This is a genomic window from Gemmatimonas sp. (genome assembly GCF_036405635.1).
Classification (GTDB): Bacteria; Gemmatimonadota; Gemmatimonadetes; order Gemmatimonadales; family Gemmatimonadaceae; genus Gemmatimonas.
Genome location: NZ_DASWXE010000229.1, coordinates 1 through 15,638 on the forward strand (window position 1 = coordinate 1; position 15,638 = coordinate 15,638).

Annotated in this window: 13 protein-coding genes; 4 read left to right on the forward strand and 9 right to left on the reverse strand. The window is 64.3% G+C overall.

The annotated features are described in order from the left end of the window. Positions 1-608, reverse strand: a 608-nt coding sequence (locus VGE27_RS18015; RefSeq protein ID WP_331051068.1) for a DsbA family protein, incomplete at its 3' end; no start/stop codon positions are given. Positions 609-770: 162 nt separating this feature from the next. Between VGE27_RS18015 and VGE27_RS18020 the strand changes: the two genes are divergently transcribed. The 3 genes from VGE27_RS18020 to VGE27_RS18030 are packed head-to-tail and all read left to right on the forward strand — an operon-like array spanning position 771 to position 2,969. Continuing rightward, positions 771-1,601, forward strand: a complete 831-nt coding sequence (locus tag VGE27_RS18020) for a TPM domain-containing protein (RefSeq protein ID WP_331051069.1) — start codon at positions 771-773, stop codon at positions 1,599-1,601. Continuing rightward, the gene (locus VGE27_RS18025) at positions 1,585-2,310 is read left to right on the forward strand and encodes a hypothetical protein (RefSeq protein WP_331051070.1); all 726 of its coding nucleotides are present in this window, start codon (positions 1,585-1,587) and stop codon (positions 2,308-2,310) included. Before VGE27_RS18020 ends, VGE27_RS18025 begins: the two co-directional genes overlap by 17 nt. A 41-nt stretch (positions 2,311-2,351) precedes the next feature. Then, complete coding sequence (locus tag VGE27_RS18030; protein ID WP_331051071.1) at positions 2,352-2,969, forward strand: LemA family protein; 618 nt, start codon at positions 2,352-2,354, stop codon at positions 2,967-2,969. A 69-nt stretch (positions 2,970-3,038) separates the two neighbouring features. Here the strand turns inward: VGE27_RS18030 and VGE27_RS18035 are convergent, their stop codons facing one another. The 8 genes from VGE27_RS18035 to dnaE all read right to left on the reverse strand — a co-directional run bounded on the left by VGE27_RS18035 (position 3,039) and on the right by dnaE (position 14,487). Further along, positions 3,039-3,986 carry a PilW family protein gene (locus tag VGE27_RS18035; RefSeq protein ID WP_331051072.1) on the reverse strand — a complete coding sequence of 316 codons (948 nt, stop codon included), beginning with the start codon at positions 3,984-3,986 and terminating at the stop codon, positions 3,039-3,041. Beyond that, positions 3,986-4,435 carry a type IV pilus modification PilV family protein gene (locus VGE27_RS18040; protein WP_331051073.1) on the reverse strand — a complete coding sequence of 150 codons (450 nt, stop codon included), beginning with the start codon at positions 4,433-4,435 and terminating at the stop codon, positions 3,986-3,988. Before VGE27_RS18040 ends, VGE27_RS18035 begins: the two co-directional genes overlap by 1 nt. An 11-nt stretch (positions 4,436-4,446) precedes the next feature. Further along, positions 4,447-5,019, reverse strand: a complete 573-nt coding sequence (locus VGE27_RS18045; protein WP_331051074.1) for a type II secretion system protein — start codon at positions 5,017-5,019, stop codon at positions 4,447-4,449. A gap of 10 nt (positions 5,020-5,029) precedes the next feature. Then, positions 5,030-6,907, reverse strand: a complete 1,878-nt coding sequence (locus VGE27_RS18050) for a hypothetical protein (RefSeq protein WP_331051075.1) — start codon at positions 6,905-6,907, stop codon at positions 5,030-5,032. A gap of 208 nt (positions 6,908-7,115) precedes the next feature. Then, a complete protein-coding gene (locus VGE27_RS18055) occupies positions 7,116-8,660 on the reverse strand; it encodes a methionine--tRNA ligase (protein ID WP_331051076.1) in 1,545 nt (514 codons plus the stop codon). Between the two features lie 9 nt (positions 8,661-8,669). Then, entirely contained in the window at positions 8,670-9,959 is a 1,290-nt protein-coding gene (locus VGE27_RS18060) for a regulatory iron-sulfur-containing complex subunit RicT (RefSeq protein WP_331051077.1), read from the reverse strand. A gap of 31 nt (positions 9,960-9,990) precedes the next feature. Next, on the reverse strand, positions 9,991-10,959 hold the full coding sequence (locus VGE27_RS18065; protein ID WP_331051078.1) for an acetyl-CoA carboxylase carboxyltransferase subunit alpha: 969 nt from the start codon (positions 10,957-10,959) through the stop codon (positions 9,991-9,993). Positions 10,960-10,989: 30 nt separating this feature from the next. After that, entirely contained in the window at positions 10,990-14,487 is a 3,498-nt protein-coding gene (gene dnaE / locus VGE27_RS18070; RefSeq protein ID WP_331051079.1) for a DNA polymerase III subunit alpha, read from the reverse strand. Between the two features lie 102 nt (positions 14,488-14,589). On the opposite strand from dnaE, the gene VGE27_RS18075 reads away from it, so the two are divergent. Then, the gene (locus VGE27_RS18075) at positions 14,590-15,597 is read left to right on the forward strand and encodes an aminopeptidase (RefSeq protein WP_331051080.1); all 1,008 of its coding nucleotides are present in this window, start codon (positions 14,590-14,592) and stop codon (positions 15,595-15,597) included. Positions 15,598-15,638: the final 41 nt, after the last annotated feature.

A 15,638-nucleotide genomic window follows, 5' to 3' on the forward strand; every position in this document is an offset into this window, starting at 1 on the left:
TGGATGTCGGCCTGTACCAGCGAGCGAATAGCGGGCGACTTTCGGCAGGCATCGAACTGCGCCATGTCCAGCGACTGCTCGCGTGCGATGCGCGTGAGCAACGGCGAGACATCGTTCATCGTCCCCACGGTGCGCTGCGCGGCAAACAGCGAGTTCGAGTACGGCCAGAACTTGCCCTGCACACCGGCGCACATCGCCGCTTCGGACTCGGCCCGGGCATGCGGATGAATCGATTCCAGCGGCAGGTGCAGGTACGCAAACCGGATCTTCCCGGTATTGATGTAGTCGCGCTCGAGCTTCGCCATCGACGAATCGTGCCAGCTCTTGCAGTACGGACACTGATAGTCGGAGATCATGACCACCCACATCGCACCGGTGCCCAACAGGCGCCCGGCATCGGCACGCAGGGTAAGCGAAGAGTCGGCGCCGGTCGGGGTGAGGCCCGTGGAGGTGGTGGTCGCGCCGGTGTTGCTGGCGCCCGTCGTGGGGGCCTGCGCGGCAGGCGCTTGTTTGCCGTCGCCGGGGCCGGCCCGGTCACAGGCACTGGTCAGGAACGACAGGGTGCCGGCCATCAGGGCCAACACGGTCAGGCGGCGGGTCGGGGACATCCCTGAAGCCTAGCGGAAGGAGCTCGTGCCCGCAGGGGGACGCCCGGATTGCCGGGCGCGATGCCCCGAAATTGCCGGGAATGCCGTCAGAACACCTATGAAAGGCGAACTTCTGACACCGGCGCGGTGTCAGGGACGTATGGACGATATCTTCTCATGGTGATGAACTCTCTTCGCCGGATGTGCAGTCGGCTGGCTACGGCTGCGATGCTGTTGCTGCCGTGGGGTGGGCCTGTGGTCGCCCAGACGGCCCTGCCGCAGCCTGTCGGCTATGTCAACGACTTTGCGGGTGTCCTGACTCCCGAAGCCGCAGCCCAGATCGAATCGCTTGCCCAGCGCGTGCAGGTGGCCACCAAGGGGGACATGGTGGTCGTCACCCTGCGGGATCTTGGCGGACGCCCGGTGGAAGAGGTGTCCCTGCGCCTCGGCCGCGAATGGAAGGTCGGCTCCAACGCCCAGGTGGGGGACGCGGCGCGCAATGCGGGCGTGATCATCCTGCTGGTACCCAAGGAGACTTCCAGCGATGGGCGCGGGTACTGCCGCATCGAGACGGGGCAGGGTGCCGAAGGCTTCATCACCGATGCCACGGCGGGTGCGCTGTGCCGCTCCATGACGCCGCTCTTTCAGGCGCGGGACTATTCCGGTGCACTCGTGCAGCTGTCGGCACAGGTGGCCGATCGCTACGCCCGTGCGTTCGGCGTCACGCTTGAGGGGCTACCGCAGCCGCAGCGCGCACGGCAGCGCAACGACGATGGTGAATCGCCGTTTGCGACCATCGTGCTGATTGTCATCATCGTGATCGTGGTGAGTTCGATGAATGGTCGGCGGCGTGGATGTGTGGGGTGTATTCCGCTCCCGATTCCCGGCCCCATGATCGGCGGGCCGCGCCACGGCGGCTGGGGCGGCGGTGGGTTTGGTGGCGGTGGTGGTGGTTTTGGTGGCTTCGGCGGTGGCGGTGGATTCAGCGGAGGTGGCGGTGGCTCGAACTGGTAAGGGGATGACGCTCGACGATCTGGTGCAGCAGTTGCGCCAGGTGCATGGCAACGCGCTGCAAGCCGTCGTCCTGTACGGCTCGGCGGCCAGCGGCGAAGAGATTGCGGGTCACTCGGACTTCAACGTCATGGTGCTGGCCGAGTCGCTGCCGCTCTCGCATATGCGAGCTCTGGGGCAGACGATGCGGGCGTGGCAGGAGGCGGGCAATCCGCCGGTGCTGGAGCTGACGACATTCGAGTGGCGCTCATCATCGGACATCTTTCCGATGGAGTACGCCGACATCCTCGAGCGCCATCGTGTGCTCACGGGTGTGCTGCCGCTCGATGGCGTGTCAGTGCGGCGCGCCGACCTGCGTCTGCAGGTGGAGCAGGAGGCCATGGGCAAGTTGTTGCGGCTGCGTCGCGGCGTGATGGTGGCTGGCACCGATGCCGAGCGCCAGCGCGATCTGCTGCGGCAGAGTGTGAGCACGCTGCTGGTGATTTTCCGGGCGGTGCTGCGGCTCGACGGCGAAGTTCCACCCAAGGACGCACCGCAGGTGATCGACGCGGTGAGCAAGCGCTGCGGCTTCGACCCGGAGCCGTATCAGCAGGCCGCGGCCCTGCGTCGTGGCGTGGCGCTGGCCACGTCCGACGTCGAATCCGTGCTCGAAGGCTATCTCGCCGGTATGGCGATGCTGGTCCGGTATCTCGATGCGCTCGAAGGGCGCTGAACATATTCTTTGTGCACGACCAACTCCCAAGGAGCACTCCGATGACCTTTGCGTTCCTGCAGACATCCCGCCGCCGTGCCATGCGCACGGTCGCGCGTCTCGCCCTGGTGTTGCCGCTCACGCTGTCCACCGGCGCCTGCGGCTACAACACCATCCAGAGCTACGATGAACAGGCGGCACAGGCCAAGCAGAACATTGATGCCCAGTTGCAGCGTCGCGCAGACCTCATCCCGAACCTCGTGAACACCGTGAAGGGGTTTGCGAAGCAGGAAGAGTCGGTGCTCACGCAGGTGACTCAGGCCCGTGCCGGGCTGGTCGGGGCGCTGCAGAAGCCCGGTGGTTCCGATCCGGCCGAACTCGCGAACGCCAACCAGCAGCTCACGGGCGCGCTGGGTCGCCTCAGCATCGCCATCGAGGCGTACCCCGAGCTCAAGTCCAACGCGAACTTCCTGCAACTGCAGGATGAGCTGACGGGCACCGAGAATCGCATTGCGGTCTCGCGCACCGACTACAATGGCGCCGTGCGGCAGTACAACGAGTACATCCGCAAGTTTCCGGCGGTGTTGACTGCGAAGGTCACGGGCGCCAAGCCGCGGACGTACTTCGAAGTGACCGACGCCGCTTCGCGCGCCGCGCCAACGGTCGACTTCTCCAAGTAGTTGCCGCTCAGAACAAACGGCCCCCGGTGCAGAGCAAGCACCGGGGGCCGTTTCGTTTTCCTGCATCGCTTACATGCGATTCTTCTCGTAGAGCAGGTTTCGCGGGGCCATCTTCCATTCATACCATCGTGACACTGGTACACCGTCGTTCACGGCCGGGTCACTGCGTTGGCTCTTGATCTTGGCCCGCACCTTCATGCCAATGATGTCGTTGCCATCGTTGGTGGTGTCCGCATCCACGCCGCTGTATGTCGGATGCTCGGTGCCGGTCACGAACAGCAGACGGGCCTGAAACTGCTCCACCTGATTGGCCATCACCGCACCAACCGGCACGCCGCTCGTGTTGAGCTTTTCTGCCCGCATCAGCTGCTGCTTTGCGGCATCCCGCCAGTACATGTAGATGTTCAGCTTCTGGATGGACGAGCCGGAGCGCATCAGACGCAGACTGTCGAGCCCGGACGGTCGCCCGGCCAACGTCTTCACATTCAGGAAGTTGACGCGGAAGAGCGTGGTGGAGCGATTCGCCACCGACGTGAGCATGAGCAAGCGCCGTGTGGAACCGACCTGTAGCTTCACCAGGTCACCGGCTACCAGTTCGTAGGTACCGCCCACCTTCTGGAAGTCGATGCAGGTCGCGCCACAGGTGCCACCGGCCGGATAGGTGGGCAGCGTGTCACCGTCATTGTAGATCGGGTACACCACCGCCTCATTCGGCAGGAACGGCACCGAGAGCACCGAGATCGTGTCACCGCGTGTGTCCATCGACGCGAACACGGGCGTGCTGGTCATGGCGATGCCGGCTTCCTGTACATCACGCGCAAGTGACAGGCCGACGAAGCGGGCATCACGGTCGACGGTTTCGCGCAACGTCCAGTTGCGGCGCGTCTTCCAGCTCTGCATGGAGAACGATGTGGCGCCGGCGATGACCACCATGGCGACCGTCATCGAGATGAGGATTTCGGCGAGTGAGAAACCGCGGCGGGCGCGGCTCACCTGCGGATAGCGACGGGATTGCATCAGGCTTCTCCAGACAGGCCGTTGCCACGGAACATCATCGTGGTGAGCAGCACCGGTTTGTTGCCGCGCGGGAAATCCACCCGCACCTCGATGCGAATGAGGTTCTGACGCACTTCCGTCACGGTCATGGTGCGCACATACGGGCCGTTGGCCACCGTGGCGCCCTCACTGTTCAGGCGAGCGACCGGTTCCGTCTTGAGCAGCCAGGGATCGCGTGTACGCACCTGCTCCACATAGGCGCGGGCGATCGCGATCGCATTCGTGCGATTCTGCGAGATGGTCTGCAGCACGATGGTCTGTGAGTTCGCACCGGCGAGCGACAACAGGCCCACCGTCAGCAACGTCACGGCCACGATCATCGAGATGAGCGTGAAACCGCTACGCACCCGGGGGGTGGGAGCCGACGGCGAGGCCGATGTGGCTCCGATCCGGCGGCGTGTCGACGACATGGATGGGCGCATTATCTCCAACCTTTCTCTGGACTCCAGGTCCAGAATCGTGTGTTGCCGGATGGCGCCACCGAAATGGCCACGACGGCCTTCGGTTCCACATCGGCGGTGAGGTACACCACTCCGGAGGTGTTCGCCGGCGTCACCAAACCACGGGAGTCGAACTCCACGCGGGAATTGGTGAACGTGATGGCCGAGCTGCTTGCATCGTCGGGCAGACCCGGTGCCGCGCCGCGCCCGAAGGAGATCCCCTTTGGCAACGGACGCTCGCCGAATCCGCGCAGCGCCTGCCACTCCGCGGCCGTCTGCGCCACCGTGCCATTTCCGTCATGATCCAGGTAGCCGCCATACTGTCGCGTGGCGTTGTTGAATGCCACACGGGTCAGCAGGCGCGTGGACAGCGCACGCGTGCGGGTTACATCGATGTCCTGCGCCATCTGCATGCCGGCCAGTTGCAGCTCCGTGCTGCGCGCAATGCGGAAACGCGGCGCGAAGATGGACATGACGGCACCGACGATGGTGACGACGGCGATCAGCTCGATGAGCGTGAAGCCGCTGCGGCGACGAGGATTCGAAACGGGCATGGTCAATCCCTCAGTAGAGGGGACGGAAGGCTGTTTGTAGCACGGTGCCCACCGATGGCGTGCCAGGCGGCAGTCGCTCGGGGAACCGGAAATTCACGTCGAAGCTCCACTGTCGTGTGGGTGCGTCATAGTACGCACCGCCGCCGATCGTATTGCCCCACAATCCGGTGGAGTATCGGCTTTGGAACAGGGACACGAGGGATCCTGTGTAGCGGAACACGGCGCTGCCCCACGACTCCAGGAACCGGGGGAAGTTCTCTAGGCCGCCACCGTAGTTTGGTGAGCTGCAACCGGCGCGTGCGTAGTCGCAGGTCGTTGCCGAGTGCCCGGCAAGAATGGCGGCATTCACGGTACTGCCGCTGGCCTGACGCTTGGCGTAGTTGTACTGGAGCGTGTCACACCAGGCGCTCGGATTGGCAGAGCTCGTGCACCGGGCCGAACTTGGGGTGATCGCGGTGGTGTACAGCATGCCGGGGTTGCCCGCCGGCGGATTCGACAGGAACGTCACCGCATCCCCCATGATGGCCGCCGGGCGCCACACGGTGGTGTTGTAGTCGCCCAGCACGTACATCGGACGATCGGTGGCGATGGTCAGGCCACCGGTGTCTGAGGCCACGCGTGACTTCGGCAGCTGCTGCCCGCCACGCAGGCGTACCGCGACATAATCGTTGCCGGCGTTGGTGTTGGTATTGTTGATCTCGAAGTACATGATGCGCGGCGCGCGCGTGGTCGGAGCCGAGTCACTCCAGATACGCAGGCTGTCCACGTACACGTCGATCAGGTCTACTCGCAGATCTTCGCGGCCGTCGTAGAACGCATTGGCCTTCGGCTTGAAGATCCGGCGGCAGGCTGCGGCCGACGGCACTGTGAGGCCGCTTGAGCGCACCTGCGACATGAGCGTGCTGCACAGCGTCGTTGGTGTCGCGCTGGCGAGGCTGGCCGCGTTGATCTGGAAGTACCAGTCCGCCTTCCAGGCCATCTTCACGTCCTGCACCATCGGATCGTCACCGCCGTTCTTGGGCAGCACGAGCGTCACGGGCGGCAGGTTCACCGGCAACGGCAGCTTGAGCGGGCGCACACCATGAGCACTGGTCATCAGGCGGCCGTTGAACTTCTGCTCCGAACGTGTCTTGAAGGCCGGTCCGGAGAGGCTGCGCGAATCGAAGTCGAGCTTCACGGCCGTGCCGGCGTTGTTGTTGATGCTCACACCGTTCAGGCGATCATTCGCGTTCTTACGGTTCCAGAACATGCTGTCGGGCGTGGTCAGGTTCGACTGGAACGTGACACTGTTCGACGACAGGTAGAGATTGCCGTTCGTGTGCACCCAGCCGGCGAAGTTCATGACCTGACCAGGCAGGATTTCGAGATCTTCCTCGTAGAACACGCCGAACTGAAACAGCGGAATCGTCTGCGCGTTCACCGACAGCACGGACATCGCACGATTGCCCGATGAGTCCTTGGCGGTCACGCGAATGTCGATGGGTTGGTTGAGCGAGTAGAGACCCGCAAACGGCCCCGACGTGATCGTACGCGAGATCGGCACGCCGGTGGTCTGGGTGGTCTGCGTGATTTCGTAGCCGGGAATGATCGGCGTTTCGATCGACGAGATGTCTTCGCCATTGATGATGCCGTCCTGCATCGCGGCGTCGAGCTGCGACATGATGTCGTCGGCTCCACCCTCCGAGGCATAACTCACGCGGGCACCGCGGTAGTCGGCATTGGATGTGCGCGAGATCGTGGTCACGGCCGAGAGGCCCGCGAGCACGATCACGGAAAACATCACGAGGATGAGAAGCACCATCTCCAGCGCAAAACCCCGGCGCGCGCGTACGACACGGCGTGACGGGTTCAACGGCGAGATGGCTTGGCGATTCGACAGATGCGGCATGACAGCGTTCTCCGGTGGTGGCTGCACACCACGAGAACGATTATGGGCGGCGGTTGCAACGCCGATTCTGTCACCCCATTCGCACGACGAAACAGTGCCCTGTCACAATCTCATGCAGGTCCGTCACATCCTGCGCACGAGGCGCAGGATCGTGACGAATGGCCGGTCGGAGCGTCGGAACCAATACCCCGCCGGTCCCTCGCTCGCGTCAGGCCGTGGGCTGCGGCTGGGGGCGCGGAAACAGGGGTTCGCCCTTGCTCACTTGCCAGCCCGCCACATCCAGTGCGTCCAGTTGGTCGAACCGCTGTGACGCCACCTCACCCGGCGCGCCCAACTGACGCCACACCTGCTCGGACTTCACGGGCATGAACGGCGCAAGCAAGACGGTCTGTCTGGCAATGCGACGAATCAGCGAGGCCAGAATCACTTCGAGCTCGGCACGTCGCGATTCGTCCTTGGCCACCGTCCACGGAGCCGTTGCCGCGGCGTATTCGTTGGCGCGAGCCGTTAGGCGGCCCACAGCGGCAAGCCCTTCGTGCAACTGCCACCCCTCCTCGCCATGCATGGCGCGATGGTATTCGGCCACTTCTTCGGCGTCGCCCTGCTCCGCGTCCGGCACCGCCGCGGTGGGCACGACACCGCCGAAGTACTTCTCCACCATCGCCATCGCGCGACTCGCGAGGTTGCCAAATGCATTGGCCAGATCGGCGGTGTATCGCTCCTCGAACCGTTCCCACGAGAAGTTACCGTCGCCATCGAACGGCACTTCACGCAAAAGCACATAGCGAAACGCATCGGCGCCGAAGCGATCGACCGCTTCACCAAGATCGAGCTTCACGCCCGCGCTCTTGGAGAAGCGTTCCCCACCAAGCTGCACAAAGCCGTGGGCCCACACCTGCTTCGGCAGCGGCAATCCTGCGGCTTGCAGCATGGCCGGCCAGATCACCACGTGGAAGCGTGTGATGTCCTTGCCGATGATATGCAGATCGGCTGGCCAGCGCTGCTCGTAGCCTTCGTCCGGAAATCCGGTGGCCGTGAGGTAGTTGGGCAATGCGTCGAACCACACGTAGGTGCCCTGCGTCTCGCCATTGGACAACACGAGCGGGAAAGGCACGGCCCAGTCGAGACGCGCACGCGATGCCGAAATGTCCTCCAGGCCCTGTGCAAGCAAGCCGAGAATCTCGTTGCGACGACTGGAGGGTTCGATAAACGACGGATTCGCGGCCAGCATGTCTTGCAGAAAGCCCTGATACTTGGACAGGCGGAAGAACCAGTTGCGCTCTTCCACTTCTTCCAGTGTGCGCGTGGGGTGCAACACGCACTTCCCCTCGACGATATCCGCATCCTGCTTGAACGACTCACAACCCACGCAGTACATGCCGGTGTAGGAGCGCTCGTAGAAGTCTTCCGGATTGCGCTCGGCGATGCGGCGAATGAGCGTCTGCACACCGAGCTTGTGATGCGCCTCGGTGGTGCGGATGAATTGGTCATACCCGATGCCCAGGCGTGACCACATGCCCTGAAAGCGGGCCGCAATGGTGTCGGTAAAGGCCTGTGGGGCCACACCATCCTTGGCGGCGGTCTGCTGCACCTTCTGACCGTGTTCGTCCATGCCGATGAGCAAGTGGACGTCATCGCCGCAGAGACGGCGATATCGGGCGATTACATCCGCGCCGATTTTTTCGAGGGCGTGGCCAAGGTGCGGGTCACCGTTGGCGTAGTCGATGGCGGTCGTCAGGTAGAAGCGAGACATGCCCCAAAGCTAATCGTCGCCTTCCTCGCCGTGCTCATCGTCTGCATTCGGGTCATCGCCGCCCTCTCCACCCGACTCGGCCCGGCGACGCTCTTCGGCCGCCCGCAACCGTCGACCACCACGCCGGCCACGCCGGCGCTTTCGCTTCGGCCCCTCGGCGGTGTCGGTGGCGGATTCTTCCCCTGCGCTGCCCTGGTCGTCCGCAACGACCGTATCACTGGCCACCCCGGTGCCGATCGGTTCCGGGAGATCGGCAGGCTTGGGCTCGATCGCCGGCTGGGGAGCGGCGGCTGGCATGCGGGAAACTGGCGGCATGCGCTCCGCCACCGCCCGCTCGCCAAAATCCGGTGAGGAGAGGACGACCGTCTCGAACTCCTGCGTATCGAGCATGGAGGCGGTGCCGGCGTCCATCGTTCCCGACGCAAAGGGCGACTGATGCTCCATGGTCGTCGAGAGCGTGGCCGCATCGTACCCGTCCACCTCGGCCCGCAGTTCCTCGAGGGACAACACCCGCGAATCGCCTTCCGAGGTGCGCAAGGTCACACGCTCGTGGAAGATGTCGCAGGATATGACCTTCTCTTCGCCACGGGTCGTGGTGAGGATTTTCCCTTCCTTCGGAAATTTGCGGCGGCTGAGCACATAGAACTCGTGCTCATAGCGCAGGCAGCACATCAAGCGACCGCACGCGCCAGAGATCTGCTGCGGATTGAGCGAGAGCCGCTGGTCCTTGGCGACGCCAAGGTTCACCGGGCGCAGGTCGGGCAGCCAGGACGACGAGCAATACTCACGGCCGCAGCGTCCCACGCCCGACAGGCGCTTGGCCTCATCGCGCACGCCGATCTGCTTGAGCTCGATGCGCGTCTTGAACATCGATGCCAGGTCCCGCACCAGGGCGCGGAAATCCACCCGGCGCTCGGCAGTGAAGTAGATCGTCAGCTTGCGGCGGTCCCACTGCCACTCGGCGTCCGTCAGCTTCATCACGAGACCGTTCGCTTTCACGCGCTCCATGGCGCCGCGACGGGCCTGTTCGTTCTCCGCAGTGAGCGACCGGTCGGCGATCTCGTCCTCCCGCGTCGCCAGACGCAGCGCACGACGCGGAGGCGGGGTCGATCCACATCCATGAGCACAGCCGCGGCAACGGATATCGGCGAGCTCACCGGTGGAATGCACACGACCAAAGTCCTCGCCCCGGTCGGCGTCGACAATCACCCCCGCCTTGAGCGGAGGTGGTGTCTCGCCGTCCCAGGAAAAGAACTCCTTTCGGTTTCCGCGGAACGCAACTTCGATGAGATGAGCCACGGGAGTTCCTACCACGCGCCGGGCGCTGTGTTCACTCGGTGAACTGCCCCATGCGCAGGAACTTCTCGCGCCGGCGGCGGACGAGCTTGTCCGGCTTGAGGCGACGGAGCTCCTCGAGGTTGCGGGCGAGCGTCTCACGCAGCGAGCGTGCCGTGGCCACATGGTCGGCGTGAGCGCCGCCCACCGGCTCCTGAATCACTTCATCGACGACGCGCAGCTCCACGAGGTCGGCAGCGGTGACGCGCAGGGCGGTTGCCGCCTTCTCGCGCATCTCCTGGCTCTTGCCGTCCTTCCACAGAATGGCCGCGCAGCCTTCCACCGAGATGGTGGAGTAGACCGAGTTCTCGAACATCAGCACCCGGTCGGCCACCCCCAGCGCGAGCGCACCACCAGATCCACCTTCGCCGATGATGGTGGCGATGATGGGCACCTGCAGCTGGCTCATCTCGAGCAGGTTGCGTGCAATGGCTTCGCTCTGGCCGCGTTCCTCCGCACCCAGGCCCGGCCATGCGCCCGGCGTGTCGATAAACGTGAGCACGGGCACCTGGAACTTCTCGGCCAGCTTCATGAGACGGAGCGCCTTGCGATAGCCCTCGGGATGCGGCATCCCGAAGTTGCGCTTGAGGTTCTCCTTCGTGTCGCGGCCGCGTTCGTGCCCGATGAGCATGACGGTCTCGCCATCGAGGCGCGCCCAGCCGGCAAGGATCGCCGCGTCCTCACGGAAAAGGCGGTCGCCGTGCAGCTCGATGAAGTCGGTGAACGCGTACTTGATGTAGTCCGACGTGAACGGACGTCGTGACATACGCGCGACCTGCACGCGCTGCAGCGGCGTGAGGTTCTGGTAGATTTGGACCCGAAGGTCGCCAAGCTTGCGCTGCAGCGGGGCCAGCTCTTCCGCCACATCCAGCGAGCGGTCCGCAGCGAGTCGCTTCAGCTCCTCGATCTGCTTTTCGAGCTCCGCAATGGGGCGCTCGAACTCGAGAACCGGGGCAGCAGCCATAATCGTCCTGAAAAGGTGACGCCGCGCTCGTCAGCCACCGGTGCGCACGAGGCGCACACGGTCGGCGCCAAGCAGCGCGCGAAGATCCGAGAGAATTGCCGGAGATGCCGTGACCCTGAGTGACTTGGATCGGAAACGGACCTGCTTGCCGTTGCCATCCAGCCATCGCACTTCGAGCGGTGCAGACCCTTCATGGGACTCCACCTTGGCACGCACATCTTCCATCATCGCCGGCGGCAGATCGAGGCTCACGCCCAGATCGATGGCCACCGCCACATCACCGCTGGCCCGCAGCTCGGCAAAGCGCGTGACCTCATTCACGATGAACGTGGCGTTTTCGACGTCCTGATCCTTCCGCGAGTAGCCACCCTTGAGCAGCAGTGGCACGTCGGGGCGGACGCGTTCGGCAATCACCCCCCACGCCTCCGGAAAGACCAGCACCTCAGAAGATCCGGAAAAATCCTCCACTGTCAACCGGGCAAACTCCGCTCCGGTGCGCTTGGAGATCTGTTTCCGGATCGCCGTCACCACCACACCGATGGTCACCGCCTCGGAGACCCAGGTGCCGAGCTGCGACACGGTATGGGTGGCAAAGAGTTCGCACTCTGTTCGGTGTGGCTCGAGTGGGTGCCCCGAAATGTAGAACCCGAGCAGCTCCTTTTCGCGCTGCAGGCGCTCGCTTTCTGCCCAGTGCGGGATGTTGGGAAGCGCCGCGGCCTGCCGGCTGCTGGTCCCTCCGCTGGTGGGCGCGTCGCCCATCAGGTCGCCGAACAGGGAGCCTTGGCCGCGCTCGGCCTCTTCCTGCTGGAGCGCGGCCTCGCTGATGGCGTGGTCGAGCCCTGCGAGCAGCTGCGCCCGATGTCCGCCCAGCGTATCGCACGCGCCCGCCGCCACCAACGCTTCGAACACGCGCTTGTTGCAGAGGCGCAGGTCCACGCGGCCACACAGGTCGTGCAGGGTGGGGAAGGGGCCTTCGCCGCGCGCCGCGAGCAGGGAGTCGATTGCGCCCTTGCCCACGTTGCGGATGGCGCCCAGACCAAAACGAATGCGCTTGTCGCCGATGACCGTGAAGCGCCAGCCCGACTCGTTCACATCGGGAGCCAGCACTTCAATGCCCATTTCGCGCGCTTCGGCGATGTACTTGATGACTTCTTCGGTCTTCCCGATGTTCGACGACAGCAGCGCGGCCATGAACTCGGCCGGATAGTGCGTCTTGAGGTACGCGGTGTGGTATGCGACCACCGAGTACGCCACCGAGTGACTCTTGTTGAAGCCGTAGCGACCAAACGTTTCGATCTGCCCGGCGAGTTCCTCGATGATCTTCTTGTCGTAACCGCGACCGATCGCCTTTTCGGTGAACTTGCCGAGCTCCTTCTTGATGAGCTCCGCGTCCTTCTTGCCCACGGCCTTTCGCAGCACGTCGGCTTCGGCCAGCGAGATGCCCGCCAACACCTGGGCAATACGCATCACCTGTTCCTGATAGGTGATGACGCCATAGGTGTTGGACAGAATCGGCTCGAGCTCCGGCAGCGCGTACACGGTGGGCTCTTCGCCGCGCTTACGCCGGATGTACACGTTGTGCATGCCGGCATCGAGCGGACCGGGACGCAACAGTGCATTCGACGCCACCAAGTCATCGAATCGGTCGCAGCGCATGCGCTTGAGCACGTCGGTGGCCAGCGGCGATTCGAACTGGAACACGCCGCCGGTACGACCGGCACGCAGCACGCGGTACGTCTCTTCGTCGGTGAAGCCGCGCTCTTCGAGCACCACGTCCTTGCCGAGTCGCTCCTTGATGTTGCGGAGCGTGTCGGTGATGACGGTGAGCGTGGTGAGGCCGAGGAAGTCCATCTTGAGCATGCCGGCCTTTTCGAGCGCCGTCATGTCGTACTGCGTGACGATGACCCGTTCGTCGCCGTCGCTGCCGGCGCCCTTGGACGCCTGCGTGCAGATGGGCACGAACTCGTCGAGCGGACCCGGTGCGATCACGACGCCGGCGGCGTGCACGCCGGTATGTCGTGACAGACCTTCAAGCTTGACCGCAAAGTCGAGCAACTGCCGATAGCGCTCGTCGTTCTGATAGAACGACTTCACCTCGGGCACCTGCTCGATGGCTTCCTTGACGGTCAGCGAGAAGTTCGGTGCGTTCGGGATCAGCTTGGCCAGCGAGTCGGTCTCCGCCGGCGTGAAGCCCAAGGTGCGACCGACATCCTTGATGGCGGCGCGCGACTTCATGGTTCCGAACGTGACGATCTGCCCGACGCTGTCCTTGCCGTACTTCTGCCGCACGTACTCGATCACTTCCCCGCGCCGCTCGAAGCAGAAGTCCACGTCCACGTCGGGCATGGACACGCGTTCGGGGTTGAGGAAGCGTTCGAACAGCAGGTCGAACTCGAGCGGGCACACGTCGGTGATCCGCGTCGCATATGCGACGAGCGAACCCGCCGCCGAGCCGCGGCCGGGGCCCACTGGGATGCCACGATCGCGCGCAGCCTTGATGAAGTCGGCGGTGATCAGGAAGTAGCCGGAGTAGCCGGTCTTCGTGATGACGCCGAGTTCGTAGTCGAGGCGTTCCTGGACGTTGGCCGGCAGCGGATCGCCGTAGCGCTCCTTGGCGCCTTCGGTGGCGATCTGCACGAGCATGTCGTTCTCAGTGGCCACACCTTCGGGCAACGGGAACGACGGTACGTAGTACTTCTTCGCGAACTGCACGTCCACCGCATCGGCGATGGCCAGTGTGTTCGTGAGCACATCCTCGCGGCCCGGGAAGAACGAGCGGATCTCGTCGGGCGCCTTGAAGTACAACCCATCGTCGTACTTCATGCGATCGCGGTCGTTGCGATCCTTGCCGAGTCCGATGCACAGCAGCACGTCGTGCGCGTCGTGATCCTCATGCTTGAGGAAGTGCGCGTCGTTCGTGGCCACCACCGGCAGGCTCAGTTCGTCGGCGAGCGACAGGATCTTCGCGTTGAGGATCGACTGCCCTTCGCTGGTGTGCGCCTGCACCTCGAGGTGATACCGACCCTTGAACAGCTCCGCATACCACGCCGCGGCCTCGCGCGCCTGGTCGAGACGGTCCTCCATGAGGTGCGACGCCACTTCACCGGCCAGACACGCCGATGACACGATCAGCCCCTCCGAATACTGCGCCAGCAACTCCCGGTCGATGCGGGGCTTCGTGTAGAAGCCTTCGGTGTACCCGAGGGAGGTGAGCTTGACGAGATTGCGGTAGCCCACGATGTCGCGGGCCAGCAGTACGAGGTGGTAGTACGGCTTCACCCCGGGCGCGGGACGGCCTCGCTGGCGGCGGTCACCCGGCGCCACATAGGCTTCCATCCCGAGGATGGGCTTGATGCCCGCCTTCTTGGCCTTCTCCTGGAACTCCCAGGCGGCGTGCATGTTACCGTGATCTGTGATCGCGAGCGCGGGCATTTCGTAATGCTGCGCGCGCTTGATCAGATCATCGATGCGATTCGCGCCGTCTAGGAGCGAATACTCGGAGTGGCAGTGCAGGTGGACGAACGACATGGATACCGAATGATATCGCAGCGGGTTGAGGGACGGCAGGACTTGTCAGGAACGAGACGTGGCACATGGCGGCGCTGGGCCCGGCGAATTGCCGGTGGCTTGGTGGCGACGCTGGTGGTGCTGCTGACGCTCACGCCCATGGGCTGCTACATCTCGCGCGCGGCGTACGAGGAGGCGCGCATCCTGGCTCGCCGTCAGCCGATCGAGCGGCTGGTCGTACGCGACAACACCGAGCGGGTCTTGCGCGCGAAGCTGGCGCTGGTGCTCGCGGCCCGACAGTTCGCCATCGATTCATTGGGTCTCGATGCGAAGGAGAGCTTCACCACCTTCTCGAAGCTCGATCGCGACACCCTGGTGCTGGTCGTTTCGGCGGCCTATCGGGATCGCCTCAAGCTCAAGACGTGGTCCTTCCCGGTAGTGGGCAGCTTCCCCTACAAGGGCTTCTTCGACTTTGACGAGGCCCGGAAAACCGCCGCCCAACTACGCGCCGAGGGGTTCGACGTCAGCATTGGGCCGTCCAGCGCGTTCAGTACCCTGGGTTGGTTCAATGATCCCCTGGTGAGCACGACCGTGCGTCAGGACTCTGTGACGCTCGTCAACACGGTGCTGCACGAACTCCTGCACAACACCTATTTCGCCAAGGGGAAGGTCTCCTTCAACGAGACCTTCGCATCCTTTGTTGGCGGGCGTGGCGCCGAGCACTTCTTCCGCGCGCGTGGCGACTCGGTGCTGCTGCGCCGCGCGCAGGAGGACTGGCATGACGATCTCGTGCTCGGCGCCTTCTGGGGAAGCACGGCCCGTCAGGTAGACAGCGTCTTTGCGGCTCTTCCCGATTCGGCCACCGCCGATCGCATCACAGCGCGCGATTCCGTGTATGCGCGCGCGCAGCGCCGACTCGTGGACTCCGTCGGGCCGCAACTGCTCGGATATCCGCCCGGCTGGCCCAGCCGTGTTGTACTCGACAACGCGGTGCTGTTGGCGCGTCGTGTGTATGCTGATCGCCTCGACCGCTTCGATTCGGTCTACGTGGCGTCTGGCGCCGATCTCAAGCTGGCGATCAGCCGGATCATTGCCGCCCACCGGGATTCGGTGCAGCGGCAGGAACGCTGACTGCAGTCAGACAACAGTTTTGCCACGGATCACACGGAAAC

Coding starts and splice junctions, on each gene's coding strand:
- VGE27_RS18030 (WP_331051071.1), top strand. CDS start 2,352: ATGACCTTTGCGTTCCTGCAGACATCCCGCCGCCGTGCCATGCGCACG.
- VGE27_RS18050 (WP_331051075.1), bottom strand. CDS start 6,907: ATGCCGCATCTGTCGAATCGCCAAGCCATCTCGCCGTTGAACCCGTCA.
- VGE27_RS18035 (WP_331051072.1), bottom strand. CDS start 3,986: ATGCAATCCCGTCGCTATCCGCAGGTGAGCCGCGCCCGCCGCGGTTTC.
- VGE27_RS18045 (WP_331051074.1), bottom strand. CDS start 5,019: ATGCCCGTTTCGAATCCTCGTCGCCGCAGCGGCTTCACGCTCATCGAG.
- dnaE (WP_331051079.1), bottom strand. CDS start 14,487: ATGTCGTTCGTCCACCTGCACTGCCACTCCGAGTATTCGCTCCTAGAC.
- VGE27_RS18040 (WP_331051073.1), bottom strand. CDS start 4,435: ATGTCGTCGACACGCCGCCGGATCGGAGCCACATCGGCCTCGCCGTCG.
- VGE27_RS18055 (WP_331051076.1), bottom strand. CDS start 8,660: ATGTCTCGCTTCTACCTGACGACCGCCATCGACTACGCCAACGGTGAC.
- VGE27_RS18020 (WP_331051069.1), top strand. CDS start 771: ATGAACTCTCTTCGCCGGATGTGCAGTCGGCTGGCTACGGCTGCGATG.
- VGE27_RS18065 (WP_331051078.1), bottom strand. CDS start 10,959: ATGGCTGCTGCCCCGGTTCTCGAGTTCGAGCGCCCCATTGCGGAGCTC.